The sequence below is a fragment of the Ammoniphilus sp. YIM 78166 genome, from assembly GCF_004522215.1.
Lineage (GTDB): Bacteria > Bacillota > Bacilli > Aneurinibacillales > RAOX-1 > YIM-78166.
In genome coordinates this window covers 675,026-701,579 of record NZ_SDLR01000001.1, presented here as the reverse complement: position 1 = coordinate 701,579, position 26,554 = coordinate 675,026, and the positions used below count along the sequence as shown (strand labels likewise).

At 44.3% G+C, this 26,554-nt stretch carries 33 protein-coding genes; 14 read left to right on the top strand and 19 right to left on the bottom strand.

Going from position 1 to position 26,554, the window contains the following annotated elements; translation table 11 throughout:
• Positions 1-55: 55 nt before the first annotated feature.
• The 3 genes from EIZ58_RS03435 to EIZ58_RS03425 form a co-directional block, all read right to left on the bottom strand.
• Positions 56-373: a hypothetical protein gene (locus EIZ58_RS03435; protein ID WP_134699116.1), complete on the bottom strand. Its 318-nt coding sequence runs from the start codon at positions 371-373 to the stop codon at positions 56-58.
• 65 nt (positions 374-438) lie between these two features.
• Entirely contained in the window at positions 439-1,860 is a 1,422-nt protein-coding gene (locus EIZ58_RS03430) for an NAD-dependent malic enzyme (RefSeq protein ID WP_134699115.1), read from the bottom strand.
• Positions 1,861-1,951: 91 nt separating this feature from the next.
• On the bottom strand, positions 1,952-3,139 hold the full coding sequence (locus EIZ58_RS03425) for a D-alanyl-D-alanine carboxypeptidase family protein (protein WP_134699114.1): 1,188 nt from the start codon (positions 3,137-3,139) through the stop codon (positions 1,952-1,954).
• 112 nt (positions 3,140-3,251) lie between these two features.
• On the opposite strand from EIZ58_RS03425, the gene EIZ58_RS03420 reads away from it, so the two are divergent.
• On the top strand, positions 3,252-4,142 hold the full coding sequence (locus EIZ58_RS03420; RefSeq protein WP_134699113.1) for a ComEC/Rec2 family competence protein: 891 nt from the start codon (positions 3,252-3,254) through the stop codon (positions 4,140-4,142).
• A 36-nt stretch (positions 4,143-4,178) separates the two neighbouring features.
• Here EIZ58_RS03420 and EIZ58_RS03415 read toward each other — a convergent pair whose 3' ends face one another.
• The 4 genes from EIZ58_RS03415 to pyrB form a co-directional block, all read right to left on the bottom strand.
• The gene (locus EIZ58_RS03415) at positions 4,179-4,520 is read right to left on the bottom strand and encodes a hypothetical protein (protein WP_167577467.1); all 342 of its coding nucleotides are present in this window, start codon (positions 4,518-4,520) and stop codon (positions 4,179-4,181) included.
• Positions 4,521-4,592: 72 nt separating this feature from the next.
• Positions 4,593-5,027, bottom strand: coding sequence for an Hsp20/alpha crystallin family protein (locus EIZ58_RS03410; protein ID WP_167577466.1), 435 nt, complete (start codon positions 5,025-5,027; stop codon positions 4,593-4,595).
• 143 nt (positions 5,028-5,170) lie between these two features.
• Complete coding sequence (locus EIZ58_RS03405; RefSeq protein WP_134699110.1) at positions 5,171-5,386, bottom strand: hypothetical protein; 216 nt, start codon at positions 5,384-5,386, stop codon at positions 5,171-5,173.
• A 113-nt stretch (positions 5,387-5,499) separates the two neighbouring features.
• Complete coding sequence (pyrB, locus tag EIZ58_RS03400) at positions 5,500-6,438, bottom strand: aspartate carbamoyltransferase (RefSeq protein ID WP_134699109.1); 939 nt, start codon at positions 6,436-6,438, stop codon at positions 5,500-5,502.
• A gap of 169 nt (positions 6,439-6,607) precedes the next feature.
• On the opposite strand from pyrB, the gene EIZ58_RS03395 reads away from it, so the two are divergent.
• The gene (locus EIZ58_RS03395; RefSeq protein ID WP_134699108.1) at positions 6,608-7,000 is read left to right on the top strand and encodes a globin domain-containing protein; all 393 of its coding nucleotides are present in this window, start codon (positions 6,608-6,610) and stop codon (positions 6,998-7,000) included.
• On the opposite strand, the gene EIZ58_RS03390 is transcribed toward EIZ58_RS03395, so the two are convergent.
• On the bottom strand, positions 6,997-7,533 hold the full coding sequence (locus tag EIZ58_RS03390) for a PaaI family thioesterase (protein WP_134699615.1): 537 nt from the start codon (positions 7,531-7,533) through the stop codon (positions 6,997-6,999). The two genes, EIZ58_RS03395 and EIZ58_RS03390, sit on opposite strands and share 4 nt — an antisense overlap.
• Before the next feature lie 87 nt (positions 7,534-7,620).
• Here EIZ58_RS03390 and EIZ58_RS03385 point away from each other — a divergent pair, with 87 nt between their 5' ends.
• From EIZ58_RS03385 to EIZ58_RS33040, 3 genes are all read left to right on the top strand, one after another.
• On the top strand, positions 7,621-8,406 hold the full coding sequence (locus EIZ58_RS03385) for a stalk domain-containing protein (RefSeq protein WP_167577465.1): 786 nt from the start codon (positions 7,621-7,623) through the stop codon (positions 8,404-8,406).
• Positions 8,407-8,547: 141 nt separating this feature from the next.
• The gene (gene spoIIP, locus EIZ58_RS03380; protein ID WP_167577464.1) at positions 8,548-9,690 is read left to right on the top strand and encodes a stage II sporulation protein P; all 1,143 of its coding nucleotides are present in this window, start codon (positions 8,548-8,550) and stop codon (positions 9,688-9,690) included.
• A 12-nt stretch (positions 9,691-9,702) separates the two neighbouring features.
• Positions 9,703-9,849 (top strand): hypothetical protein, encoded by a 147-nt coding sequence (locus EIZ58_RS33040; RefSeq protein ID WP_167577463.1) that lies wholly within the window; start codon positions 9,703-9,705, stop codon positions 9,847-9,849.
• A 23-nt stretch (positions 9,850-9,872) separates the two neighbouring features.
• On the opposite strand, the gene EIZ58_RS03375 is transcribed toward EIZ58_RS33040, so the two are convergent.
• Positions 9,873-10,508 carry a YkyB family protein gene (locus EIZ58_RS03375; protein WP_240688924.1) on the bottom strand — a complete coding sequence of 212 codons (636 nt, stop codon included), beginning with the start codon at positions 10,506-10,508 and terminating at the stop codon, positions 9,873-9,875.
• A 180-nt stretch (positions 10,509-10,688) separates the two neighbouring features.
• Between EIZ58_RS03375 and EIZ58_RS03370 the strand changes: the two genes are divergently transcribed.
• The gene (locus EIZ58_RS03370) at positions 10,689-11,465 is read left to right on the top strand and encodes an N-acetylmuramoyl-L-alanine amidase family protein (protein ID WP_167577462.1); all 777 of its coding nucleotides are present in this window, start codon (positions 10,689-10,691) and stop codon (positions 11,463-11,465) included.
• On the opposite strand, the gene EIZ58_RS03365 is transcribed toward EIZ58_RS03370, so the two are convergent.
• Both EIZ58_RS03365 and EIZ58_RS03360 read right to left on the bottom strand, forming a co-directional pair.
• Complete coding sequence (locus EIZ58_RS03365; RefSeq protein ID WP_134699104.1) at positions 11,443-11,769, bottom strand: hypothetical protein; 327 nt, start codon at positions 11,767-11,769, stop codon at positions 11,443-11,445. The two genes, EIZ58_RS03370 and EIZ58_RS03365, sit on opposite strands and share 23 nt — an antisense overlap.
• A gap of 94 nt (positions 11,770-11,863) precedes the next feature.
• Positions 11,864-13,312, bottom strand: coding sequence for a putative glycoside hydrolase (locus tag EIZ58_RS03360; protein WP_205672101.1), 1,449 nt, complete (start codon positions 13,310-13,312; stop codon positions 11,864-11,866).
• Positions 13,313-13,415: 103 nt separating this feature from the next.
• Between EIZ58_RS03360 and EIZ58_RS03355 the strand changes: the two genes are divergently transcribed.
• On the top strand, positions 13,416-14,054 hold the full coding sequence (locus tag EIZ58_RS03355) for a peptidylprolyl isomerase (RefSeq protein ID WP_134699103.1): 639 nt from the start codon (positions 13,416-13,418) through the stop codon (positions 14,052-14,054).
• Between the two features lie 60 nt (positions 14,055-14,114).
• On the opposite strand, the gene prpE is transcribed toward EIZ58_RS03355, so the two are convergent.
• The gene (gene prpE, locus EIZ58_RS03350; protein WP_240688923.1) at positions 14,115-14,864 is read right to left on the bottom strand and encodes a bis(5'-nucleosyl)-tetraphosphatase PrpE; all 750 of its coding nucleotides are present in this window, start codon (positions 14,862-14,864) and stop codon (positions 14,115-14,117) included.
• A 178-nt stretch (positions 14,865-15,042) separates the two neighbouring features.
• Here prpE and EIZ58_RS03345 point away from each other — a divergent pair, with 178 nt between their 5' ends.
• On the top strand, positions 15,043-15,234 hold the full coding sequence (locus tag EIZ58_RS03345) for a hypothetical protein (protein ID WP_134699102.1): 192 nt from the start codon (positions 15,043-15,045) through the stop codon (positions 15,232-15,234).
• 1,042 nt (positions 15,235-16,276) lie between these two features.
• Here the strand turns inward: EIZ58_RS03345 and EIZ58_RS34760 are convergent.
• Positions 16,277-16,411, bottom strand: a complete 135-nt coding sequence (locus EIZ58_RS34760; RefSeq protein WP_255438162.1) for a hypothetical protein — start codon at positions 16,409-16,411, stop codon at positions 16,277-16,279.
• Positions 16,412-16,589: 178 nt separating this feature from the next.
• Between EIZ58_RS34760 and EIZ58_RS03340 the strand changes: the two genes are divergently transcribed.
• Positions 16,590-17,198 (top strand): rhomboid family intramembrane serine protease, encoded by a 609-nt coding sequence (locus EIZ58_RS03340; RefSeq protein ID WP_134699101.1) that lies wholly within the window; start codon positions 16,590-16,592, stop codon positions 17,196-17,198.
• A 48-nt stretch (positions 17,199-17,246) separates the two neighbouring features.
• On the opposite strand, the gene EIZ58_RS03335 is transcribed toward EIZ58_RS03340, so the two are convergent.
• A complete protein-coding gene (locus EIZ58_RS03335; RefSeq protein WP_134699100.1) occupies positions 17,247-17,537 on the bottom strand; it encodes an NAD/NADP transhydrogenase alpha subunit in 291 nt (96 codons plus the stop codon).
• 87 nt (positions 17,538-17,624) lie between these two features.
• Complete coding sequence (locus EIZ58_RS03330) at positions 17,625-18,269, bottom strand: cell wall hydrolase (protein WP_134699099.1); 645 nt, start codon at positions 18,267-18,269, stop codon at positions 17,625-17,627.
• 89 nt (positions 18,270-18,358) lie between these two features.
• Here EIZ58_RS03330 and EIZ58_RS03325 point away from each other — a divergent pair, with 89 nt between their 5' ends.
• Together EIZ58_RS03325 and EIZ58_RS03320 are read left to right on the top strand one after the other, a co-directional pair.
• Complete coding sequence (locus tag EIZ58_RS03325) at positions 18,359-19,534, top strand: MFS transporter (RefSeq protein ID WP_134699098.1); 1,176 nt, start codon at positions 18,359-18,361, stop codon at positions 19,532-19,534.
• A 42-nt stretch (positions 19,535-19,576) separates the two neighbouring features.
• Positions 19,577-19,855 (top strand): hypothetical protein, encoded by a 279-nt coding sequence (locus EIZ58_RS03320; protein WP_134699097.1) that lies wholly within the window; start codon positions 19,577-19,579, stop codon positions 19,853-19,855.
• 35 nt (positions 19,856-19,890) lie between these two features.
• Here EIZ58_RS03320 and pepF read toward each other — a convergent pair whose 3' ends face one another.
• Positions 19,891-21,693, bottom strand: coding sequence for an oligoendopeptidase F (gene pepF / locus EIZ58_RS03315; RefSeq protein ID WP_134699096.1), 1,803 nt, complete (start codon positions 21,691-21,693; stop codon positions 19,891-19,893).
• 126 nt (positions 21,694-21,819) lie between these two features.
• On the opposite strand from pepF, the gene EIZ58_RS03310 reads away from it, so the two are divergent.
• Together EIZ58_RS03310 and EIZ58_RS03305 are read left to right on the top strand one after the other, a co-directional pair.
• Positions 21,820-22,872 carry a type III polyketide synthase gene (locus EIZ58_RS03310; RefSeq protein WP_134699095.1) on the top strand — a complete coding sequence of 351 codons (1,053 nt, stop codon included), beginning with the start codon at positions 21,820-21,822 and terminating at the stop codon, positions 22,870-22,872.
• 3 nt (positions 22,873-22,875) lie between these two features.
• The gene (locus EIZ58_RS03305; RefSeq protein WP_134699094.1) at positions 22,876-23,406 is read left to right on the top strand and encodes an isoprenylcysteine carboxyl methyltransferase family protein; all 531 of its coding nucleotides are present in this window, start codon (positions 22,876-22,878) and stop codon (positions 23,404-23,406) included.
• An 18-nt stretch (positions 23,407-23,424) separates the two neighbouring features.
• Here the strand turns inward: EIZ58_RS03305 and EIZ58_RS03300 are convergent, their stop codons facing one another.
• Genes EIZ58_RS03300 through EIZ58_RS03290 form a run of 3 tightly spaced genes read right to left on the bottom strand, consistent with a single transcriptional unit; the run spans position 23,425 to position 25,637 of the window.
• Positions 23,425-23,991, bottom strand: a complete 567-nt coding sequence (locus EIZ58_RS03300; protein ID WP_134699093.1) for a gluconate 2-dehydrogenase subunit 3 family protein — start codon at positions 23,989-23,991, stop codon at positions 23,425-23,427.
• Between the two features lie 6 nt (positions 23,992-23,997).
• Positions 23,998-24,390, bottom strand: a complete 393-nt coding sequence (locus tag EIZ58_RS03295; RefSeq protein WP_134699092.1) for a hypothetical protein — start codon at positions 24,388-24,390, stop codon at positions 23,998-24,000.
• 2 nt (positions 24,391-24,392) lie between these two features.
• Entirely contained in the window at positions 24,393-25,637 is a 1,245-nt protein-coding gene (locus EIZ58_RS03290; RefSeq protein ID WP_134699091.1) for a nickel-dependent lactate racemase family protein, read from the bottom strand.
• Between the two features lie 117 nt (positions 25,638-25,754).
• Between EIZ58_RS03290 and EIZ58_RS03285 the strand changes: the two genes are divergently transcribed.
• Positions 25,755-26,507: a DUF1385 domain-containing protein gene (locus EIZ58_RS03285; RefSeq protein WP_167577461.1), complete on the top strand. Its 753-nt coding sequence runs from the start codon at positions 25,755-25,757 to the stop codon at positions 26,505-26,507.
• The last annotated feature ends 47 nt before the right edge of the window (positions 26,508-26,554 follow it).

The window sequence follows — 26,554 nt, the reverse complement described above, 5'->3', positions numbered from 1 at the left end:
CTTAAACTTTATCATATCGCACCTTTATTGTATAACAATAATTATTACCAAAAACCTATTCTTCCTCTTCTTCCTCAGCTTTTTGATCTGATTTCTCTTTGCCGAGGTTTAGAACTTCGCCGCCAAGATGGATGTAAACATAAGGCTCCGCTTCCTCGTTGCCTACCACCGCTTCCTTCAGCCCAGAAATAAAATGAGTGGTTACATCGAGAAAATTCTGCTTTTCCCCTTCATCTTCAAGCTGACCAAGTACATACAAGTCCCCTTGATCCTTATACATGTAGGAAAGATAGCCGACCGCCTTACCATGCGTGTTCACGACGTTCAAAATTTCACCATGTTCATTTCGAAACTGAGGTTCAAGGAAAATCATGATTATCACCAACTTTTTTTTGATTAGGCTCCAATAGTTTTTGCCTAATCGTCCGATTCTATACTTTACTTGAGATCGCGTGGATCCTTACGTGCTACTCCCGTTTGGGTCGCAGCTTTAATCACCGCTTCTCTTACTCTTTCGACGACCTTATTATTAAAAACGCTAGGAATAATATAGGTTTCACTTAATTCTTCGTCTGTCACTACTGAGGCAATGGCTTCAGCAGCAGCTAGCTTCATGGCTTCATTGATCTCATAAGCGCGGCAGTCTAGTGCCCCTCTGAAAATCCCCGGGAAGCACAGAACATTGTTAATTTGGTTTGGATAATCAGAACGGCCTGTTGCCATAACACGTACATACGGGTCAGCTAAGTCCGGCTCAATTTCAGGGACAGGATTCGCCATGGCAAAGACAATCGGATCATGAGCCATTTTTTTCAGGTCTTCTACTTTTAGGATACCAGGGCCGGAAACACCAATGAATACATCCGCATCTTCAATCACATCTGATAGACTTCCGGAGACATTAAAGGGATTCGTCATATGAGCATAAGCGGTCCATTGCGCATTTTCATAACTAATATCCCGGTTGATCGCCCCATAACGGTCGACTCCAATAATATTTTTCACACCAGCTGCTAATAGAATTTTCGTGCACGCAATTCCTGCTGCTCCAATACCCGTTACAATTACTTTAAGATCTTCTATTTTCTTATCGACAATTTTCAATGCATTAATTAATCCAGCCAAAATAACAACCGCTGTACCGTGCTGATCATCATGGAAAACTGGAATATCGAGTTCCTTTTTTAAGCGCTCTTCAATTTCAAAGCATCTTGGAGAAGAAATATCCTCCAAATTAATGCCGCCAAAAGCAGGTGCGATGGCTTTAATAATGCTAATGATTTCTTCCGTATCTTTAGTATCCAAGCACAAAGGAAAGGCGTCCACATTGGCTATTTGTTTAAACAGCATAGCTTTCCCTTCCATGACCGGCATAGCGGCAGCAGGTCCAATATCCCCTAAGCCCAGGACGGCTGTCCCATCGGAAATTACGGCAACCATATTTCGCTTAATGGTCAGGGAATACGCTTTGTTTGGCTCTTCTTGGATAGCTGTACATACTCTTGCTACATGCGGCGTGTAGACACGAGATAAGTCATCACGGTTTTTAATCGGAATTTTTGACTTCATCTCAATTTTTCCGCCGATGTGCATCAAGAAGGTTCGGTCAGACACATTGATTACGTTTGCTCCCACCAGACTCGAGATCGCGTCGCTGATGAGCTGACTATGCTTGTTATCGGTAACGTTTACAGTTATATCGCGTATCGTATGGGTTTTGCTAGAAGAAATGACGTCAATTCCGACAATATCACCGCCTGCATCCCCTATTGCTTTGGCAATGTCGCCAAAAGTAATAAGAGCTTTTTCCAGTTGAATACGAATAATAATATGCATGCTTGCACCGGTTGGCATAGACATCAATTTCCCTCCGTTATCCTCTGAGTATTCTTATACGTACCCATCTTACCCCTTGTCCCCTTGAAGTTCAAGAAAAAGACCAAAATGCTTCTTAGGAAGCTTTTTTGCTCTTATCCGACGCTTTTCTCCACCACATCCACGCTCCTGCGAGGATGAAGAATAGGAGGCCTGTGATACCAAGAAGGAAGAGTTGCGATGATCTTTCCGATGATTCCTCGACAGAACGCGCCTCCTCTTTGGGGCCAAGAGAAAGAGTACTCTCCGCCATTTTGTCCTCTATTCCCACGAGCTTGCCGGTAATCATCTGTTTTTTACCACCTGTAGCGGCCAACACATCTCCATTGTCCTGAACTTTATAACTAATCGAATCTCCTTTCTTCACCGTAAGAAAAACATCCTCTATCGCTTCCCACGCCTTGCCATCCTCTGCCACCCATCGTTTTCCCTTGCTAAACAATCTCCTTGTATCAAATTGTTCAAATGCATAATCAAATAGCTGGATGGTATCGGCATACACTTTTTCACTTCCTTGTGCTTTTAACGCGACGACAATCAGATCCATGCCACCCCGCGTGGCGGAGGAAACAAGCGTATTTCCCGATTGGGTTACATAACCGTTCTTAATTCCTGTTGCTCCATCATATCTCCACAGGAGTTTGTTATGGTTCACCAAGTGACTTTCCCACTCGGCTCCATGCCAAACGCGCCTTTTTGTGCTGACTATTTCCCGAAACATGGGATTTTTCATGGCATATCGCGCAATCATAGCCATATCATAAGCTGTAGTATAATGATTCTCCGCAAATAAGCCGTGCGGATTTACAAAGTTGGATTCATTATTTCCAATCTTCTCGTTCACGAATGCATTCATTTGCTCTGCAAAATTCTCAACTGTTCCGCCTAAATGTTCTGCGATCACGATGGCGGCATCATTTCCCGAATTCATCATAAGCCCATACACTAAGTCGTGGAGAGGTTTTTTTTCATCCTGAGCCAAATAAATTCGAGTACCCTCTGCCCATCTTGCCCTTTTGGAAGTGGTTGCCTCTTCATCTAAACGGCCGCTTTCTATCGCCATAATACCTGTAATAATCTTGGTAATGCTTGCCGGATACATCTTAACCTTTGAATTTTTTTCATAGAGGACTTGTCCGGATTTGGCATCAAGTAAAATGACAGCCTCGCTATGTAGGTTCAAGCTGCTATCACTTGCTAGGACTTGAAAAGGGAATAAAAGGATCATCACTAAAGCTAGAGATAACCAACGCAAGTAAAACATCTCGGCCCTCGCCTCCGTTTCAAATTCATGGATGCTTAATCAATATGAGAGAAACCTTGAGTTCATGACATTATAGCATAGCCCCGAAAAATGATTGCGCAGGAGGTCATTCATGCTACGTTTTTTCTTTCATTCTATTCTTTTCGGCATCCTGATGACGATTCTGTCCCTCTACTTATTACTTCAATATCTTCATTTCATTACGGACGCCCGTACGCATCCCATTGCGAAATCGTACGATCAAACCGTCGTAATGGAAGAACAGGATATGCTTCTCCATTTTATTAATCTAAACCAAGGGAAAAGCATCATGATTCAAATCAGTGACCGTGCGATTTTAATTGATGCGGGTCATAAAGAGGATAGTGAACAGTTGTTATCCTACATACACGAGCATGGTGTTATGAGCATTAGTGAGATCCTGCTTTCAAACCCTGCCCCAGAAAACATTAGCGGCTTGACTGCCTTGCTAGCCACATACCCTTCTGCGAAGGTTTATGTCCCGGCCTTGACGAAAGATCTGTTTCGACTCGATCATATTCCCTTACTCCTAACCCTAAGGACAGGGGATCACCTGGTACTCTCAGAAAATAAAAAAATAGAGCTGGAAATCCTTGCTCCGGAGCGTCCCTTATTCACATCGCAAGCGAACAACTCTTTAGTCGGATTGTTGCGCTACGAGGACTTACGGATCTTGCTTGCCAATGATATTGATGAGGAAGCAGAGGCTAGACTCGTGGAACGCCACCCCATGCTGCGAGCTCATATCCTAACTGTACCTGATCGGCCCAGTAGCCCAGAAAACGACCAAAGTCTCTTAAAAAAGCTCAGTCCCCAAGCCGCGGTAATGCTTGAACTCCCCTGTCCGAGTTGCAAGGAGCTGGCACAAAAAACCGCGCAAGAATACGCTCAGGAATGGAGTGATTTTTTCTTTGTTCCTATAGGGAAAACGTTGCTTCTTTCATTTCATAACGGAACGTATATCACGCCTAAGGAACAATAAAAGCGGAAAAAAGGAGCATGCGCGTTTGCATGCTCCTTACTTTTTGCTTAATTCTTTTTTCGCTATCTCTTTAAACATCTGAAACAAGGCTTCATCATTTTCCTTGGCAACCTCTACATCGTGATTGCCAAAATTCCCTTCACCCGAGCGAATGGTAGAAAGCTTCCGGTTCATAGTTTTCTCTTCATGCGCTTCCTCATCAAAAAACTGTGTGTACAAGTCCGTCTTTTTAAGATTCTTGACCCGATCAACCATAGGATCTGCGTTTTCCATCATCCACTTGGCACCCGCTACAATAAATGGGGATGCAAGGAGTAAAGTGGTCCACATCCCTTGCTTAAACCCTTCGTGACGGGCTTGTCTTGAGCGACTTCTCATAAACATACTTTCCTCACCCCTTTTACAATCCTTTATATAGATTGTGCAATTGGGTACGGTCTTACTCTTCCCTTAGTGATTAAATTCTACATCCACCTTTTTTCCGTTATCCGCTGTTGTTTTCGTCATGCGGATTTCTAGCACCCCGTTGCGATACGTTGCTTTGGCACTTTCTTCAGCTACCTTATGCGGAAGGTCGACCATGCGATAGAAGTTGCCAAAGTAGCGTTCGGTTCGATGGTAACGGTTATCTTGCGTATCTTCTGATGCCCGTTGAATGATACCATTAATCGTAAGATGCTTTCCTGCTACATGAATATGGATATCGTCCTTTTTTTGCAGTCCAGGCACTTCACAGGAAACAACAATTTCTTCCATCGTTTCATAGATATCAACAAGCGGACCTGTCCGCTGAAAATACTCTGTAAATGGCCCCGCACCAAGGTCTTGCTCGACTCCTTGCCGAAATTGAGGCGAATTCCCTGACTCATTCGGATGCATTAGCATACCCATTCCTCCTCATCACACAAAAGTACTGTTCATTCCTCTTACTACGTTAACCATTTTTGCGTGGAAAAAAACAAAAAGAAATAAATATATTTTTTCTTGAAGCCAAAAAATCCTCTTGAGGAATTCAAGAGGATTCTAATCTAACTATGGCGCGGAACATGTTCAACATATTTTCGACGGTCAACGAACGTCCAGCCGATGACAATCAAGGCTAAAAGACCAAATGGAATCAAGAAAGCACTTAACCCTAAATCGACAGTGGAAACCCATTGAATAAGCAGGAGAATGGCTGCAACATATCCACCACCAACCAAAGCATTTAACAACAGCACGAACCCTTTATGCTTCAACCCCATTATTTTCTCCCCTATACGCGTATTCCACCGAAGACTGCTACTTGTTATACGGTTTTGGTGGTTAATACTATAATAATGAGAATAAACAGAGCGCGCTGTGCTAAAAGTCACAATTACCGTTTGACGAAGCCCAACTTTTCAAAGCACTTATGGATCAGCGCCATGCGCACATAAAGGCCATTTTGCGCTTGACGGAAATAAGCAGCTCTTGGGTTACGGTCCACCTCAGGCGCAATCTCACCTGCTCTTGGAAGTGGATGTAGTATAATGGCATCTTTCTTCATTACATTTAAGATCCCTTGGTCAATAATATACTTGCCTTGGGCTCTCTCATATTCCTCGAGAGACGGAAATCGTTCTTTCTGGATCCGTGTCTGGTAAAGAACATCTACCTTTGAAGCCACTTCTTCCAAATTATCTGTTTCAATGTAGCGGATGTCCTTGTCATCCAGGAACTTTTTAACATAAGGAGGAATTAATACATTTTCAGGTGCTGTATAGTAAATGGTTATATTATTAAAATTGGCTAACAAATAGGACAGGGAATGAACCGTTCTTCCATAAGTAAGATCACCAATCATGGCGATATGCAGATCGTCCACTCGTCCGATTTCTTTCTTAATCGTATAGATATCTAACAACGCTTGGGTCGGATGCTCACCTGCGCCATCGCCAGCATTAATAATCGGAACCGAAGCCGCTGCTGCTGCTCGTTCTGCTGCCCCAATTTCGGTATGCCTCATAACAATGACATCACTATAACCTGAAACAATTTGAATCGTGTCCTCTAATGTTTCTCCCTTAATCGCCGAAGAAAACTGTGCAGCATTCTCTGTACCGATGACCTTCCCGCCTAGTCGGCACATAGCGGATTCAAAAGATAGCCTTGTTCTCGTACTTGGTTCAAAGAACAATGTAGTCATGACTTTGTTTTTATATCGATCCGAGCCACCGCTAGCCTCTACCTGCTCCATATCTGCCGTTAAGGAGAAAATTTCTTCCAAAGCCTCACGGTTAAATTGTTTGGCGCCTAGAATATGATAAATACTCATTCGTCACCTTTCCCTTCAAAAATGGAAACTGCTACTAAAACCAGAGAATATTGTACCATAAAAACGAAACATGTAAACCAATAGTTCTACAATGTTCGCACGTTTTACCTTCCTCCTTGTTATCATGTACAATAGGAAGCATGGCAATCAATAGTGAGGAGGAATTAGATTGAACTCTCAATCAGAAAAAACGGTTTATGAACTAATCGGCGGGGCCGAAACCATAGAAAAGCTGGTGAGCGCCTTCTATGACTTGGTAGCCGCACATCCAGATCTTGCTCCCATCTTCCCAAAAGATTTTACAGAAACCAAGGAAAAGCAATATCTCTTTCTTACTCAATTCTTTGGTGGACCTCTGTTATATTCAGAACAACACGGTCATCCCATGCTGCGTGCTCGGCATATGCCTTTTCCCATCACGCCTAAACGTGCAGAGGCCTGGCTTTCTTGTATGCAGCAGGCCATGGATCAAATAGGCCTCGAAGGGCCCATCCGTGATTTTATGTTCGATCGTCTCACTCAAACCGCTTATCACATGGTAAACCGTCCATCCGAAAGCTAGTATCGATCCACACGCGGGGCTCTGATCAGATGAAGAAACGTTGCGGTCGCTGTAACGATGACTTCGCCTTTTTCATTTTCAATGCGACACGAGGCTTGCATAATATTCTGAGCGCGATGATTCAGGCGGCAATGGGCGATGAGCTCCTTGCCCCGACCTGGGTTATGGTAATTCACATTCATATCGAGAGTAACAACCTTATCTTTCCCTTCGATAAGTTCCTCTAGCATCCACCCCATCGCCATATCCGCAAAAAGAGCCGTGATCCCTCCGTAGACAATTCGATAAGGGTTCAATAGATCCCTTGAGATGGGCATCTTGCAGCTAAAATCCTCTTTACTGTCCACCACTTCGAGTTGCAAGAAATTCCCCATAAAAGGGTATTTATTTTCCCGCATCTCCTCAACTGCCTTCACAGCCTTTAGTACCATTTCAAATTCGCGGTCCGACATGCCTTGAATAGACTCTATCATACGCTTTTTCTTGTATTCTTTTCCATATGTTCCAAGATCTACGTTGTTGAATTTTGTCATTTTCACTCGAATTCCACTCCATGTTTCGTTATAATGATTAAAACCGTTTTCAAAACCAGGGTACAAATTCTTGAAGGAGTACAGATTATGAGAACGATGTGGTTTATAGCAACTCTATGTTTATCTTTCCTTTGCTTATCTACTATAGCTGAAGGAAAGGAGAATGTCATTGAGGTTTATGTGAACAACGAAGCAGTAAAATTTGATAGTGGGGCGCCCTTTATTGCCGAGGGAACCACGATGGTACCTGTCCGCTTCATTGCCGAAGCCCTTGGTGCACAAGTAGACTGGGATTCGCAGACCCATACCGTAAGCTTGAGTAAACAGGACATCAATATCAACCTTACGATAAATCAAAAAGAAGCCGTTGTAAATGGACAATCTAAAAGGTTCACCCATGACCCTGTGATCCGCAACAACCGAACTTATGTCCCGCTTCGATTTATCAGTGAAGAGCTGAGAAAAGATGTCGAGTGGGAACCGAACCAGCGAATGATCTTCATCTCTCAGAGCAAGCACGAAAGTGATGTATATTGGCTTGCTAAGCTGGTTGAAGCGGAAGCTGCCGACGAGCCTTATGAGGGGAAGGTAGCGGTCGCTGCTGTTGTGCTGAATCGCACCCAATCCGTATTTTTCCCTAAAACGATCAAATCGGTTATTTTTGAGTCTTCCCAGTTTACGCCAGTTCAGACCAAACGAATTTTTAAGATGGATCCTAAGCCAGAGACGGTTCGCGCCGTAGAAGAAGCAATGGCTGGAGGAGATCCCACAAAAGGAGCTCTTTACTTTTATAATCCTAGAAAAACAAATAATCGCTTTTTGCATAGCCGAACCATCACAATGACGATCGGAAATCATCGATTTGTGACTTAGGGCCGCTATGGCGAAAAAAGGCATATGTACTTACTAATGGATAGCAAGCAGATATGCCTTTTTTTCATATTATTGTCATTCCTCCTGCCTTGCGCCCATATACTTCAAGTAAAATGGACAAATGCAGAAGGTGGATTGGCGATGAATCGATTATATAAAATGAGGTTACCTAATCTGTTTATACTATTATCTCTCTTTACAACGTTCCTATTCCTCTCCTTTGCTTGGGTATTCAGTCAGGCTTCATTGAAGATTTCATCTCCATCCATGAGACAAGCTATGTCACAGCTCTCTTCCGAAACCATCGTTCAAGCTTTTGAACTTGAAATTCCTTATCTTCGATATCAACAGAAAACGCTGGAAAAGCAGCCGAAGCCTTTATCCCTTTTTCTTTTTGAAACCATGACCAGCCTCCAGCCCACGGATCTCCGTTCCCTGCTAGGTAGAGAGTTGCCAGGCTTGTCGATGTTTCATGTAGAGGTCATTGCCTCAGGATCCAATATGAACCTTCAGAATCTCGTGATTGAATCTCCTCCACCCACTGAAGCTTTGATAACGCCTGAGTCTGTTACCATCAACCAGGATGAAGCGGAAGAAGAGGAAAAAAAGGTTACTGTAGATCAACCCCAGCCCTTGGTTTTTATCTATAATACCCACAACACCGAATCGTGGACGCATGTTTCGAGCAACCCAAGTGTAACGGACGAAAACAAAAACATTACCTTAGTGAGTAAAAGATTGGCGGAAGAACTGGAACGAAGAGGAGTCAAGACTGCATTCGATAACACTGATCACCAGAAAATTCTTCAAGAGCAAGGCTTGCCCTATGCATTTTCCTATGCCGCATCGCTAAAAACTGTGCAAGCTGCACTCAAACAGCATGAAAATGTGGGTTATATTTTTGATCTCCATCGCGATTCCCAGCCGAAAGATCAAACCACCGCCGTTGTTAATGGCAAATCCTTTGCAAGACCTTATTTTGTAATCGGTAAACGAAATAAACACTGGGAGCAAAATGCTGAACTGGCAAAGAAAATCCATTACGGGCTTGAGGAAAAATATCCTGGCCTATCTATTGGAGTTCTAGGTAAAGCGGAAGGAAATGGCGAATACAACCAATCGGTTTCGCCGCAAAGTATCTTAATTGAAATCGGTGGCGTCGATAACACGCTGGAGGAATGCTTTAATACCGCTATCGCCTTAGCCGAAATCATTGCTGATATTTACTTTGAAAAAGACAAAAAAGTCGATGCACCCAAGCCCACCGATCCCAACTCCATGTAAGAGGGGATACGCATGAAAGAATCGTTAGGCTGGTTGCTATTCACCTTTTTTTCTACCCTATTCTGCTTTTTCTTGCTGGATTGGAAAATTACCATCATTTGCTTTTTCTCCGGATTCCTGGTCAGTATGAAAGTCATGATTGGGGAGAATACAAAATGAAGAAGCCCCATAGCGGGGCTTCTTCATTTTTTGGGGAATGGATCAAAGTACGTCTTTCTTCGATGGTTTGGTTTAGGAGTGGGGACTGGCCGTTTTAGTTGGGTTGGAGGATGATTCTCCTTCGGTTGGGCATATTGCTCTAGAAGCTGGACAGCTTGGCGAAGAGGAAAAGTTTCAGTTGGGTTGCGGAACTCTTCGCTCCATTCTCCTAAGTGTGGCAATTCCAGAAGATCTTCACGGGTTGAAAGAATATGAAAGCCGTACTCTCCAATTTTAACTAGCGTGTTCGAGGTCTGCTGATGATATTTGCTTGGATTAGGTGATTGCTGAAGACCTACCTTCTCCGCTTTTCCCTCCTCGATGAGCTTCTCAATAACAGATGTCTTCAGCTGATAGAGCTTCTGAGGCTGAGGGCTTGTCTTAGCGTGTCGGTTAACCGCAAAAAGAGCCTTGGCCAGGTTATCGACCGTTGGTTTTAGTTGGGTTGAGTGGCGGGCAGGAATCGGCGCGGATTGATTGAGGTCGAACAGGTAATGGAAGCGATCCTTATCCTTTAGCTTAGCAATAGGGGAACCTACAGGTATCTTGCCCAACTTTTGCAGCTCTTCCTTCGTTTTGTAGTCGTTTGGGACCTGGTCCTTCTTCGTAAACAATTGCAACAGATAACCCCTCCTTCCATCTCCTCTAAATATAGGAGAAGGAGATTCAATATTTGGTCTATTTCTTTCTATTCTACCACATTTACTCTCCCTCTTGTCCAATTTTATATGGATAAACCCTATAAAACGCTCATAAACTTTGTTTTTTCAGAATATTTTAAAATAAAAGGGCTGAATACCATGAACCGCTATTGTTCTCTTATCTTCATGCTCTTCTTTTTCCTTCTTCTGTTTATGACAACGTTTCAACCTTCACCCCTGGAGACTGAGGAGGGAGACTCTCCATCCCAGTCTAGCACTTTTCCTCCGGATTTAACACCAGATCCAAATCCAGAACCTAATCCTTTTCCTGACCCTCCTCCCCCTCCTATTGCCTATATCATTCTCGATCCGGGCCATGGTGGCAAGGAAGAAGGAGCAAAAGGCTGGACAACGGGCGTCAAGGAGAAAGACATTGTTTTAAGTATCGCTAACTTCACACAAAAATGGCTATCCGAGCATCGAGTAAAAGCTTTCCTTACTCGGATTGGGGACTATGCTCTTGATCCGACTCTACGAAAGGATTTGCTTCTTCGCGCACGTTTTGCCGACACCTCTCATCTTCAAGCTGTTCTATTTGTTTCCATCCATATCGATCAATTCAATAAAACCGTTCACGGTACTAAAGTCTATTACTCTACCGAGAATCCTTTCCCTAAGGAAAGCAAAGCACTGGCTCGTACCGTTCACGATCATCTCGTACAAGAGATTGGCTCCAAACCGTTAGATGTCCACATGAATCATTTTCTCGTTCTCCGCCACAACACGGTTCCTGCCGTTCTCGTGGAGGTAGGTCACCTGTCCCACCCCGAAGAAGAAAAGCTCCTGATTACTCCGCAATACCAGGAGCTTGCAGCCATCGGAATAGGTAAAGGCATTCTGGCTTATTTAGAGGCTACACATCATTCGGGCCGTTAATCGTTGGCGGTTTCGGCACATTGGGATTTTGACCTTCTGAAGCCGGTGGTTCCGGCGGTAGATACTCTCTTTTTTTAACCTGGGTATATACCCCGCTTGCCGTAAGTCCGATCAGCAAGGCGGTAACAGCCTTTTCCATAAAAGCAATCGGAATAGTAACCAATATGACGCCCATCACAATCGCGATTAAGGCGCGGAACTTAGCATGGATATTAAAAGCATTGCCAACAACAGAGACGAATGCAGCTACCACGGCAGATATCGTAGCAAAGTCAAGAAAGGTATTCTCAAAAATAAGGATCACCTTCTTTCCTAAAATAACGGTCTATTTACAAATTATTCGCAGCCATGAAAAAACGTGAAGCCCTCCAATGGATGGTTTCACGTTTTCTTCCTTTCTAGGGCGTATAGTCCACGTTTGGGGTATAATTATTGCCCGCATTCCAAACCAGAAATTCTTTTATGCCCGCTTCATTCAGTGCTTTAATTTGTAGCTCCACTTCTCTCTTTCCATAAGGAATGTAGTTCCCTTTCCCTAACCATGGCGCTGTAAAATCTTGAATCCATGGACGTGATATCGGCGGGTTCTCTAGTTGCGACAGCTTTTCATTTTCCATCTTGGCATATTCTTGGACTAAACGGTAGGGTTCAACATCAGGTTTCGCAATCTTGAAGTAGCCCGGCCCCCAATGACTGGGGTAGATCATGGAACAGATGACATCGACGTGACTGCTAATCTTTAAAAAGTTCTGACCGATTCCCGGAGCTTCGGGTAAAGTAGCAGTATAGCCGAAAATATCAACAGAAACCTTCACATTATAAGGTTCAAGCTCCTTTTTAGCATATTCCACGAAGTCGGTCACAGCGGTAACCCGTGCGGCGACAGAGTCGTATTGAGGCTTCGGCGGTGCTGCTGTCAGGTTGTTAATAGGAGCACTTATAGGAGAGGTCTCGTTGGCTAGAGCTTCAATAGGCGGCTGAGTTTCTCTTGCCACGGCCCAAATCTCTTGATGTTTTCGCTCCCACTGTTCTTTTTGCTTTTCCCATTCCTGGACTAAACGCGGCTCCAAATCGGCTTGGGTGTAAGCTCCCATTCCATATGTAAGGGTCTTATCTCTTGTTTCAAACCCTTCCGGGAAACGTACATAGTCAAACTGGATTTCCTGAAATCCCATTTTCGCCGCTTCTTTCGCTATAGCGACGTTATGTTCCCACACTTCTTTCAAAAAGGGATTAACGAAGGCCTCTCCTCGCCTGTTTTTCCATACTTGGCCGCCACTCTTGAATGACAGGTGAGGAGAATTAGCTGCCAGTACGGAATCTTTAAAAACGACGATACGTGCAATGGGGTAGATCTTGTTGTCGGAGAGAGTTTGTAATATTTGCTTGGGGTCCTTCATAAAAGGTTTGCTGAATGAAGCCAACTCATCATCTCTTTTATAGGTAATCCATCCATGATCATCTTTAATATCTATGACCATGGCATTTAAGTCTGTGGTGTTCACCAAGTTTAACAGTTCAGGAAACTTAGCTCCGCCTGCCGAATGACTCGTTACATAAATGCCTCTGATCGCATCCGGATATTCAAACGGCGGGTGTTCGGCTGCAGGAACCGAGGGCTCGGGAGTTTCTGTGGTTTCCGTAGCTTCCGTAGCTTCTCCTTCGGTTTCAGGAGGAGATTCCTGAACAGCTTGTTCAGCGGCAGTTGCTGACTCTGGAGGAGGTGTGATTTCCTCATCCACCTTCTCTTGGACTGGAGGACTTGTTGAAACGCTCTGACCACAACCACCAAGGAAGACCAAAAGCATTAGCATAAGCAGCAAAATTGGATTGCTTTTTTTCCTCATTGAGCTTCTCCTCTTCTTTGATTGGATTCCAACTACTTCATTCTATGCTTGAACATGAGGTATAATGAAGTGTATGTATTTATATTGGAGAAAGGATGAAAATATGAAAAGATGGTACGCAGTATGGGTCGTGTGCTTATCTCTTGTCTTGCTTTCTGCCTGTGGAGGAAAGGAACAAGCCCAGCCTGCCTCTGACCGGGGAGCCACCACCACCAAGTCGTGGGACAAGCCGCCAGAGATGCAGATCGATCCGAATCAAGCCTATACGGCTACGATTGTCACCAACAAGGGAGACATTAAAGTAGAACTATTTGCTAAAGATGCTCCAGAAACGGTCAACAACTTTATCTTCTTGGCCAAGGAGCAATTCTACGACAATATTATTTTCCATCGGGTCATGAAAGGCTTCATGATACAAACCGGTGATCCTACCGGTACGGGAACAGGCGGACCTGGATACACGTTTGCCGATGAGCTCCCGTCCCCTCACCGCTACGAAGAAGGAATTCTAGCCATGGCAAATGCCGGACCGAATACGAACGGCAGTCAGTTTTTCATATGCAATGGTCCAGACAGCCAAAACCTAAATGGATACCCGAACTATACCATATTCGGTCGGGTGATCGAGGGAATGGAAACTGTTCAGGCGATCTCCAATGTTAACGTTAAGAAGAGCCCTATGGGTGAGCCCAGTCAACCTACCGAAGAAGTTTATATTAAAACCATAACTGTGACTCCATAATCTTTGCAAACAAAAAGTCTTGCCTCAAATGTAGGCAAGACTTAAAACTCTATCATTTTTTTATTTGGGCTGGAATCGCTTGCTTTCCCCATAAACTTGGAGTGCCTTAATACTGACAAATTCCTTTTCTGGATACCGAAAGCAAGTCAGGGCTCCTCCAAAAACACAACCCGTATCAATATTAATTACATTTTGCTCCCATTGCGGCTCATATACAGGTGTGTGCCCGTGAACAAGCAAGGCTTTTCCACGATAGTGCTTGGTTACAGGATCTCGCTCTGGTAAGCCATGCTGATCAATCTGACCTGTTGGAAACCCATATAAGCAAATATCTCTCAGACGCTTATGATTGGTTCCGATCAGATCGGAGCGGATCCCCGCATGCACGACCACCAGCTCCCCTTGATCGAATTGAAGATATAACGGGAGATTTTTAATATATTCCTCTATCCATTGCCTGGTCTCCGCCGGGTTTTGGGTTCTCTCCACCTCGTCTACCGTCGTTTCTAACCCGTGCTTTACTTGAACGCGTCTTCCTTGACTCCAGCGCAAAAGCTTGTCATCATGATTGCCTGGACAATGGTATGCAAGTCCTGCCTGAACTAATGCTTTCACCAGCAATATCACATCCAAGCTACGGGGACCCCGATCACATAAATCGCCTAAAAACACAAGGGTTCTACCTTCCGGATGCCGATACAGCTCCCCATCACGCCGATATCCGAGCTTGTCCAGCAACAAAAGAAGCTCATCATAGCAACCGTGGATATCTCCTATGATATCTACCTCTCGAATATTTTTTAAATCCACTTTTTCTCCACCTCCGACAAAATCTCCGAACTTCAGTTTAAACTATTTTGCCCATAAAACGGAAAAAATTTTCCCCTTTTCAAGATGCTCTTCTACCCGTTATAATGACTTTGCAAGGGGATAAACGCCCTCTTCAAGTGTAATGATATAACAAAAAGGCGAAGGGAGACTATACGTCTTGACTCGATCCATTGAAGACACTATTTTAGCAGAGATTGAGAAACAGCGGACAACGAAACTCGATGACAAGCTCGCTCATTTCAATCAGATTTGCACTCGTCTTGGTATCGAACCCCAGAGACTAAGTGAAATCACCCCTTATTTGCGTGAAATTCTAGAAGAAGAAACGGAACTTGAGCACTACCACTAATAACCAAAAACAATCCGAGGGTATCCAGATGGGTACCTTCTTTTTAATGTTTCCACAGGATTGCTTGGCTGGCGCAAAGCCTAAAAGGCGCGGGTCCTCAGTGTCCGCCACCTACCTGGAATCATTACAGGTTTATATAAAATCTTTGGCATTAAAGTTGGTGCTTGATCACAGGATGATCCGAGATGCCTAATCGATTCCCGAGAAAAAGTAAAGCAAGTGACTCCATCTTAATTGTATCCATTACGGGTTCGGGAGCAACTCACCGAGTATCGTGACCAAACCTCCGAGATTAGCTGGAATGGTTCCAGGTACATGAGCAAACGGTACCTACTCGTGAGCAAACGCCACTTTTCCGTGAGCAAATCAGGATTTTCGTGAGCATCCGGCCACGGGCAAGCGTAATCGGGGCCGAAACAGACATAGATGAAAAATAAAAGACGCATTACTTAAAAAATCAGCTTGGAATCAAAGGCTCTAAACCGAAATTTAGATTGCACTTCTAAAAAGTAGACCCAAATCACTTCATTTCTCGAAAAAACACGGGACCAAACCGCGGAAGGGGATTTTCACTGGAGACGGTGACCAGGAGGGCAAGCCCTCCAGACATGGGGGTTACTACCCGAGAAAAAGTAAATCCAACTACTCCATTTTAATTGTAGCCATTACTGCTGAGGGAGCAATTCATTGAGTCTTGTGACCAAACCTCCCAGATTAGCTGTAATGGTTACAGGTACATGAACAAACGATACCAACTCGTGAGCAAACGCCACTTTTCCGTGAGCAAATCAAAAATTTTGTGAGTATCCTAACCCGAACAGGAGTCATGCGGTTCCGGACCAGGCCATGATTAAAAATAAAAGCCTATTTACCTAAAAAATCAGCGTAAAACAGGAGGTTCTATACCAAAATTTTAATCTCCATTCCAAAAACCAGCCTAAAACTACACCAAATCTCCAAAAAACTCGGTTTGGGGATATTCCGAACCTTATACAAACAATAAAGGAGAAGCATATTCGCTTCTCCTTTTCCCCATTTTCAGCTATTCAGTTGCCGCTCCAGATCCTTTAAGCTTAGCAGAACGCTTGGTCTTTCCAGATTCCTTCTGTAGGTCCTGCAGCTTCTTTAGATATTCAGGTGAACTAATTTCTTTATTTCTTAGTTTCAGCTTTGTCATATTTCATCGCTCCTTCAAAGCCTAACTTTTTGATCTTTCCACTGTGTCTATAGTAATATTATATCTATTCTCTGATTAAATTCAATATTAAATTAGAATTATTTTTATTAAAAAGGCACATAGCCTATGCCAGAATTTGTTATAATTTATTAATAGTCTTTTTGAAAGGAGCATCGTCATGTCCTGGTTCCATCGCAATGAAGATTGGAGAACCTACCTAAAACGCTATCCACTTACCTCTTTATTTCTCTTTTTAAATATCATTATCTTTTTATTCATGACCTTTTTAGGTGGTTCCACTAACCCATATACCCTGGTTCAATTTGGGGCTTACTACAAGCCTTTAATACTAGAAGGAGAATGGTACCGCTTATTCGCTCCGATCTTTCTTCATATCGGGTGGGAGCATCTTCTCTTTAATTGCTTCGCCATCCTGATCTTTGCACCTGGACTAGAAACGATGCTTGGAAAGTGGCGTTATCTTGTCTTATACCTAGGATCAGGCTTGATCGGCTTTGTTATGACTTTATTGTTCTCTTCTGCTATGGTGGCAGCAGGAGCCTCAGGTGCGATTTTCGGAATCTATGGGATGTATGCCTACCTATCGAAGTACCGGAAGGATCTAATGGATTATTATTCCCGCCAAACGATCCTCCCAATCTTAGTCATCGGGGTCGTGCTTACCTTTCTGCCTGGCATTAGCATTACAGGCCACCTCGGTGGATTAGCGAGCGGTTTTTTATTGGGATTCGTCCTGGTCTCAAGAAGAAGGAGTAGTTATTTTTAAACCTACACAAAAAAGCCCCTGTTCCCAGGGGCTTTCTTGCCGTCCGTCTTAAGCCGTCTCTACGTCCTCTTCTCCTTCTTCTTCATCGGAAGGCAGAAGAATTTCGAACACTTCACCGTGCTGCAAGATAATGACGCCTTTTTTCTTAATGCGCATCACCGCGACTTCTGGCTTCTGGCGCATCTTTTCGATGTAGTCGTCAGGAATTTCGCCCGCGTCACTTACCGTAATGCCATCGATCTCCGTTTCATCGTTTTCGGCAAGATTCAATTCCAGGATTCTCTCGTAGATATCGGAAAATACTTCGTAATCTTTTGTGTATACACTAATACATTTCATCATAAGTCCTCCTAGTAAACCAGATGCTTCTGGGTCTGTTTCCAATCCATTATGTAATTGTACCATATTTTGCACATGGAGTAACCACTAATAAGCGAAATTATGTCTGCCGATCTCAGCGATCACGACTCTTGACCGAATCCACTGACTTCGCGCGGTATGTGGATTATAAAAGAATAGTGCTCCTGATGTGGGGTCCACTCCTTTTAAAGCGGTTTGTGCTGCCCGATAGGAAGCTTGGGATGGCTTTACTTTGTGGATCCGTCCGTCTCCGACAGGCGAAAATTGATATACCCCTTTGACCTTATGAAATATGACATCCGTAATGGTTTGCGGGTACTCCCGATGCAGGACGCGATTAAGGACTACACTAGCAACCGCCACTTTTCCTTCAAAGGATTCTCCCCCCGCCTCTGCTTCAATGATCCGCACAAACCAGTCAAAATCTTTCTTGGTAAAGGTGACTCCACGCTTAGACTTCGTTTTTTTCCCGTCTGCGGGAATCTTTAATTTATCTCCGCTGCGAATCAGGTCTCCCTTTATACGATTCGCTTTTTTCAATTCCTCTACACCAATTCCAGTTACTTGAGAAATACCCCAAAGTGTATCTCCCTTCTCAACCTTATAAACTATCGATTCTACGGCACTCGCTTTTCCTGTGATCAGCACGCAAGAAAAAGCAGCTAATAAAGCCGCATGCCAAGTCAAAGTTGACAACCATTTCCTAGGCATAGATTCCTCCTCAACTGTTTCCTTTCTTCCTTTCCTAACATTTCCAGTTCTGACGAGGAATATACATTAAGAGAAAGGGGGTTGTCCTTTTGCCTCGAAAGTCCTATATTCTATCGCCGCTTCAAGCTGTTTTCTCCGTTCAGTTGATTTTTTCGATCATTTTTTGCTTTGTCAATGTATTCATGAATGTCTATCTCTGGGACCATGGAAAATCGTTTCGGGAGATTGGCATCTTTAACCTGTTTTCTGTCAGTTCTATTTTTGCAGCATCGTTAATCGGTGCCTATTTACTGCACAGGCTCGGGACAAGGTCGACCTTTATCCTGTCCTCGTTACTCGCGCTCCTTTTATTTCTCTATCTGTTCCATGCCAAAGACAGTCTGCACAGCTCTCTTCCCTTATTAGGGGCATTATACGGGGGGTATGTTGGCTTGTTTTACATTGGATTTAACCTGCAGATTCTTTGGATCTCCGACGCTGGCAATCGTTCTTTTCTTATCGGTCTCGAGTCTATGATCACAACCTTGGCTCAACTGATTACTCCCTTTTGCGCCGGTTTGTTCATTGTATATTATGGATATCGTTACACCTTCCTAATGATCTTGGGCCTGCTGATTCTGCAGCTAGTCTTGAGTACACAGGTCCCTAGTACACGAATGAAGGAATCCTTTCGCAAGCGATATTTTTTCTTGGCAGAAAACGAGGACATGGCCAAGATGGGGTTTACGTGCGCAGCCTACGGCTTTTACTTTGCCTTCGTGCAAATGTCATACGGACTATTCCTTTTCTTTTTTCTACAAGACGAGTTTGAGTTGGGTGCTTGGAATTTCGTCTTTGGGGGGGTTAGTGCGTTCATGTATTGGATCGTGGGGCGTTCGCTCAATCAATCCAACCGAGACATCTTGATTGGAATGGGCATGATTTGTTCCATGATCGTTACTTTAACCTTGCTTTTTTCTTCTGCACCTTGGTTTGTTCTGTTTAACCTAGTGATCTCCGTATCCTTGCCCTTGCTATGGATACCGGCCAAGTCTTTGCATTACGCACAAATGGCAAGAGGGATGAAGCTGGGTCAAATGATGCAACGGCTGGTTTTTCGTGAATTTGCCATCAGTTTAGGGCGCATTTGTTTTTTTCTCCTGATGATCATTGGCTTTGACTTTAAGTTAGGTACTTCCTATTACCTCATGATTGTTTTCGCCTGCTTCATGCCTGTCGGCATCTGGATCATGAGCAAGGGTTCTCTTGATGGAAAAGAAGCATGAATAAGAAAGCTTGGCCATATGTATAGGTAAGGAGGGATGTTCTTGATTCAACGGAGGCCGATTTCATTTATCCTTTTATCACTAGCCCTATTGATGATTCCCTTAGCCTTTCTAATCTCGTACTACCTCTTTTTTGCCACAGCTGTACTCCTGATTTGCCAATTTAAAATCCCTACGAAGACAACCAAGTGTCCACGCTGCAAGAAAGATAACACCATTGAATCTTGGACGGTGCGGTATCTCTGTGCATCCTGTGAAACCTCGTTGTACAAGGAAAAAAGCGGCTGGTCCAGAATCCATGAAAAAAGAGGTCAATCCTAATCGATTGGCCTCTTTTCTTATTTTGCATAGATTTTCTATTCTTCCTGATGCAGTTTTTTCAGCTCCTGCACATACTCAGCAAAAACCTTAAGGGCATCCTCAATCGGCTTAGGGGTGGTCATATCAACCCCCGCCTTTTTCAGCAGCTCAAGAGAGTAGTCAGAACCTCCGCTCTTCAAGAACTCCAAATACCTTTCGACTGCCGGCTGCCCTTCTTCGAGAATCGCCTTGGACAAGGCAATAGCGGCCGCAAAGCCCGTGGCGTATTTATATACATAAAACGCGTTATAGAAATGAGGAATCCGAGACCATTCATACGCTATCTCTTCATCATGGATAATCCCATCTCCGTAGTATGCCTTATTTAGGTCCAGATAAACCTCGGACAACGAATCGACTGTGAGTGAATCTCCGCGCTCAACCATCTCATGTGTCACCTTCTCAAACTCAGCGAATTGCGTTTGACGGAAGAAGGTGGTTCTGAATTGATCAAGGAAATAGGTAATCAGATACATCTTTACTTTTTTGTCCGTTGTATTCTTCAATAGATGCTGCATCAATAAAGCTTCATTGACGGTAGAAGCCACTTCTGCAACAAAAATGGTGTACTGTGCGTATAGATAAGGCTGGTTGGCATCACTTAACGCAGAATGGAGCATGTGACCCACTTCGTGCGCTAAGGTAAACATACTGTTTAAGTTGTCTTGGTGATTGAGAAGTACGTAAGGATGCGTACCGTAAGCACCCCAAGCATAAGCACCACTCCGTTTCCCTTCCGTTTCGTACACATCGATCCATCGGTTTTGGTGGGCTTCCTCTAGGAGAGCCCTATACTCCTCCCCTAACGGCGCCAGTCCCTTCTTCATGGTAGCGTAGGCTTCCTCATAAGGAATATTCATTTTCGCTTCACCGACTAAGGGTGTGAATAAATCATACATATGTAGCTCATCCACGCCGAGCATTTCCTTGCGCAGCTGTATATATTCGTACATTGGAGCCAAGTTGGCTCGAGCGGTTGCAATCAGGTTGTTATATACATCCACGGAGATATTGTCACCGAACAAAGACGCCTCAAGAGCTGAGGGATACTTACGGATGCGGGCAAAGAATACGTCCTTTTTGATACTGGCATTCAGGGTTGCCCCAATTGTATTTTTCTGACCGATGTAGCTTTTATAGAACGTCTTAAAGGCCTCTTGTCGAACCTTCTGATCCGGATTTTCTAATAGTTCAAAATAACTTCCCTTGGTGAGTTTAATCTCCTTGCCATCAACCACTATGGTCCCATATTGCATATCGGCATTGTCAATCATCCCGAAGATGGTTCGCGGTGCAGAAGCCATTTCACCCGTTTGTGCGAGAATTTCTTCCTGCTCGGCCGAGAGAATATGCTCTTTCTTGCGCAAGATCCGGTCTAAGTACTTTTTGTAGAATTGCAGCTTAGGCTCTTCTTGATAGAACCGTTCCAACGTTTCATTCGGTATCGTTAGAATCTCAGGAACAATAAACGAGGTAGCCCCGCTTGACTTTACACTCAAGCTGGAGGCTCGATCCGTTAAACCTTGATACTTCGAATTTCTTGTATCCTCATCCTTGTTCAAAGCCGCATACACATACACCTTTTCCAAAATCAAACTGGCTTGCTCATCTAAAGCCAGACATTCAAGAAGCGCTTGGGAGGTTTGGGCCAGCTTTCCTTTAAACTTGACGATCGATTGCCCTAACTGGTCAACTTTTTGAAAATCCTGTTCCCACTCTGACTCCTCTTTATAAAGATCCAACAAATTCCATTTGTACTGTTCTTCTATCTCATTTCGGTGCTGATATTTAGTACCCATCCTAAGCCCTCCTTAAGAATCATTTCTTGGTTCCTTTTTCTATTCCTATTCCATTATTGTAAATGTTTTTCCCTTTGTTGGAAATAATAACCTATACATTCGTAAATTGAAATGGGGGTCTTTTCATTGCCCGTTATTCTTAGCACAGGAATTGCCCAGCCTCCTTATGTTTTTCGGCAAGCGGACGTTAAACCCTTTGTCAGGGACATGTTTTCAGATGTCTTTGCCGATATTGATCGTCTATTAAGTGTGTTTGAAAATACAGGGATCGATACCCGATACTTTTGTGTTCCGATTGACTGGTTTAAGGAATATCATCAATTTAAGGAGAAAAATGAACTATACATAGAGCACGCAAAAGCTTTGGGGATTCAAGCCCTGCAACAGGCTTTAAGTAAGACGGATCTGAAGGTTTCAGATATCAGTCACCTGTTCTTTGTTTCCACGACGGGTTTGAGCACCCCAAGCATTGATGCGCTTATTTTAAATGAGCTGGAGGGAAATCCCCATATCAAAAGAACCCCCATCTGGGGTTTGGGCTGTGCGGGAGGCGCTGCGGGTCTTTCTCGGGCTTACGAGTATGCCCTCGGCCATCCTGATCAGATCGTTGCCCTCATTACCGTCGAGCTGTGCGGTCTCACCTTCCAGCGCAATGATCTAACGAAAAGCAATCTCGTCGCCACTTCGCTTTTCGCAGATGGTGCCGCAGCTGTCCTCATTGGAGGAGAAGAGCACCAATCCTCGGGTAAGGCTAAAATCTTTGCTAACCAAAGCACGCTTTGGCCGGACACCCTGGATGTCATGGGATGGGATATTTCCTCCTCCGGGTTTCACGTGATTTTTAGCCGGGACATCCCTACCATTGTAAAAGAGAAAACGGCCCCAGATCTACAAGCCTTTCTAGCTCAGCAAGGGGTGCCTGAGCCTCGGCATTACATCATCCATCCAGGAGGAAGAAAGGTATTGGAAGCCTATCAGGATGCTTTTTCTCTGTCTCCGGACAAACTTTCCGTGTCCGAGCAGGTTCTGCGGGAACATGGGAACATGTCCTCCTGTACCGTTATTCACGTCTTAGATCATTTTCTTCATCACCAGAGAATCCTACCTGGAGAAACCGGATTAATAGCCGCACTAGGTCCAGGATTCAGTTCGGAAATGCTGCTCATGGAGGGGTTGTAAGAGATGCCTTCATTTTTTCTCTTGTTATTTTCCCTATTAATTACGCAACGTCTAGGAGAGCTCTGGCTAGCCAAACGTAACGCGGATTGGATGTTGGAACAGGGCGGCTATGAGGTGGGTCGGGAGCATTACAAGTATATTGTATTGATCCACATCGGCTTTCTTAGCAGCTTCCTCATAGAGGTTCTATTGTTCACTACTACACCTCCGGCCTGGTGGGTGTTGCCTTTTTCTTTATTCCTGCTAGCCCAAGGAGGACGCTATTGGTGCATTCGCTCCCTTGGTCCCTACTGGAACACGCGCATTTATATTCTGCCGAACAGCACTTTAGTGAAAAATGGACCCTATCGCTGGATTAAACATCCGAATTACTTGATTGTGATGACCGAGCTGTTCGTCATCCCCCTTATCTTCGGTGCTTGGTATACAGCCTTTCTTTGGAGTGGTGTAAATTATGCCTTCTTAAGACTTGTCCGCATTCCAACAGAAGAACAGGCCTTGGCGGCTTACACGACAAAATCTGACGGCGGATAGCCGTCAGATTTTCTTTTTTCATTCTGGTTGAGCTTCCCAAGGGTCAAGCTGTCCCAGCTGCGCCCTAACATAACCTCTAGGATAAGCCGGTCCCCCGTACCCGATCTCAGACCAAACGGTAGGATGAGAATAATACGATTCTGTAGCTAAACTTAATAGTTTTTTGAACCATTCCTTCTGAAGAAAATTCCCCCTGCTGAATTCATCCAGGAGATGAAGCTGCTGTCTTTTCTCCAGCTGGGTAAAGCCGAGCATATACTGTTTAATTGAAGCTTCATTCAGCCATTGAAGCCCTTCACGGATCAGCTGATGAGCGGGAAGCACACCCACCTTCCGTTGCCCTTCTCCGGGAGAGTCCACAAGAGTCTGATCGATGTGCTTCACCATATAGGCAACCAAGTCCTCTCGGGTATCATCCACTAGCCTACTGCAAATGAGATGCAGAATCTCAACTTCTTGTAGAGTCAGAAATTGAAACTCCCATGTACGATTATACCGAGACAATACAATCGACCGGGTATGCTCGTCCCATTCCTCCTTGTTGCGAAGTACATCATAGTTTGGATAATGTGATTCATTTGCCACTTCCGCTTACCTCCAATACATGATGATCAAACCTAGCCCACTTAACGCCGTAAACATTAAAGGCAGAATAATCGGCGGTCCAATAAGGAAATTTCGCAGGGCCCATCCTCCTACTCGAACACCCACTCCCCGGAAATGATAATAAAACCCGATTAAGCCGTCCACTAAGCCTAACCACATCAACCAGAAGAACAAGGAAGACAACCATTTCTCGTTATAGAAGGTTAGCCCCATGCCGACCAGAAAAAACAGAGGAGCTGCGATGACCGGTATCCACATGGCCTTGTGATGAAAGTTTTGTCGATAATGAAACAAGGTCACCTGAATTCCGATCATAAGAAAAGCCAGACTGATGAACAGAATCATCATTCGCTCCAACGGCCACCCGCCCCAATGCATGTTTATTCCTCCTTTTGCTGTGTTGGAAAGGTTAAAGCTCCATACGGCATGACCGCCAATGCCTTCAATTCGGCCAATTGATCTACACAGGCTTGCAAATCAGCTACCGGATGAAAGCCCAGAAGCTCTACGGTACTGTCAGGAACCTCTGAAAATAGAAAGACTTCATGCTGTTGCAAAATCTCGTGAATATGCATCACTTTATGCGCTCCTAGGACAAACTCTTTTTCCATCATCTGAGCGATTCGAGCGGAGTCTTGCACCGTTTCGACCCAATATTGGAACAAGCCGTTTCCAAATACTTCCTTACACTCCGCGATCAAAAGGATTTTCCCTCCGGGCTTAACCAACTTGGAGGCATTCTGTAAGGTTTTAACGGCTTGATATAATTGCAAATCCTTTGGGTGTCCTCCTGTAGAGACAATCACCGCATCAAAGCTAGGGTCTATCGGTACCAAAAACCGCTGTTTGGCTTTTTCGGCTAGGTGACGATGCGCTTCCAACACATCACCTGCAACAGTTTCCAGAATCTCTTGTTGATGATTCACAACCGTATTAAATAAGAAGTGAACAGGTAAAAATTTCAAGGTCTCTTCCATATCCTTGCGAATGGGGTTCTCCTGATCCCCAGGCTGTACCTTCCACTGTCTAGAAAACGCATGATTATGCTGGATGCTCCGTTGTGAGGAAACCCCCGGCATTAAGGCCTTCACCCCCCCGGATAAGCCCGCTAACCCATGCGGCTCCATATTCCCCGTAGCAATTCGCAGCTCCGCCTCTACGACTGGACGAAAAATCTCAACTGGCGTTCCTAGTGAGGTGGTGCCCACATGCACACAATCTTCTGGAAGGGCGGAATGGTTTAATACCTCCACCTGGTTATAAATGGATTCACCCACGAGCTGTACGAGTTCTTTTTCGGTCTGTTTACGATGCATGCCTAGTGCCACCACGATTCGGACTTGTGAAAGATCTAACCCGCCTTCCATCAGCTCACCTAGAATCATCGGCAAGAATTTGTAACTGGGGGATAAGCGACTGATATCACTGATCAGTATCACGGCACTGCGCTTGCCTTGCGCCAATTCACGAAGGCTTGGACTGGCAATGGGATACTGTAAGGCTTGTTGAATAAGTCCGGATTGATCCTCTGCAGTGTCTCTTCGATAGGAAACCTCCGTTACTTGCTTCGTTGTTGGCAAATGAAACGTAACGGTTTTCCTTCCATAACCTACTGTATATTCCATGGTTCATTCTCCCACTTTTTCAACCATTTTTTCCATATCTACAGCTCTCTAACCCCTCATGAAAAAAACGGCGACTCATGGTACACTAAAAGAAAACATAGAAATAGGAGAAACCATATGATTCGAGGCATGTCCTACCCGGAAGGGGTCTTCTACATGGATAAGGATCACATCGCCCATGCCATGATGGATGAACAAGGGAAGATTCAGACCAAGCTGATGCCTTTTGACTATGAGGGGCTTGTCTTTTTTATGAAGCGGACGCTGTTTACCATCCCTCTCTATTTCTTAATAGGTATGCTGGCCTTGGTGCTCTGGGTGTGGTTCCAGCCTGGTTTTCCATTTTTTTGGATCTTGCTTGGTGTGTTTGGCTATCACTTTGTTTTTCCTTTTTCACTGAAGCAGTATCATGGGGCGGAGCATAAGGTGTTTAGCCATCAAGGAAAAAAGGGCTACCACTCTCTCCAGGAAATCCAGCGTTGCAGCATCGTAAATCGCCACTGCTCCACCAACGGGGTGGTGACCTTTCTACTCTTGTTTCTGCTCACTTCATACCCTTTAGGGCCTAACGGAGCAGCTATCGTAAGCCTAATTGGCGTATGGGTCATTCCCCGATGGATGAAGCCAATCGAAGAAAAAGTGATTTTTCCACTATCCGCTATTTTGCAAAAAAAGATTACAACCCTAGAACCCACGGAGCAACAGCTTAAAGTGGCCTTGTTTTCCTATCTTACTTTAATCCGGAAAGAAGAAGTGACAGAAGCGTTGTTGCAAGAGGAAATTCGCTTAGAGGAAGAAAAGAAACGCGAAGAGGAACGTAAGGCGGAGGCCGAACGAGTCATTCGAGAAACAGAATGGTTAGAAATATAGGAAGAGTCTGCCAGCACGTGCAGACCCTTCTTCTTCATTAAGGGGAC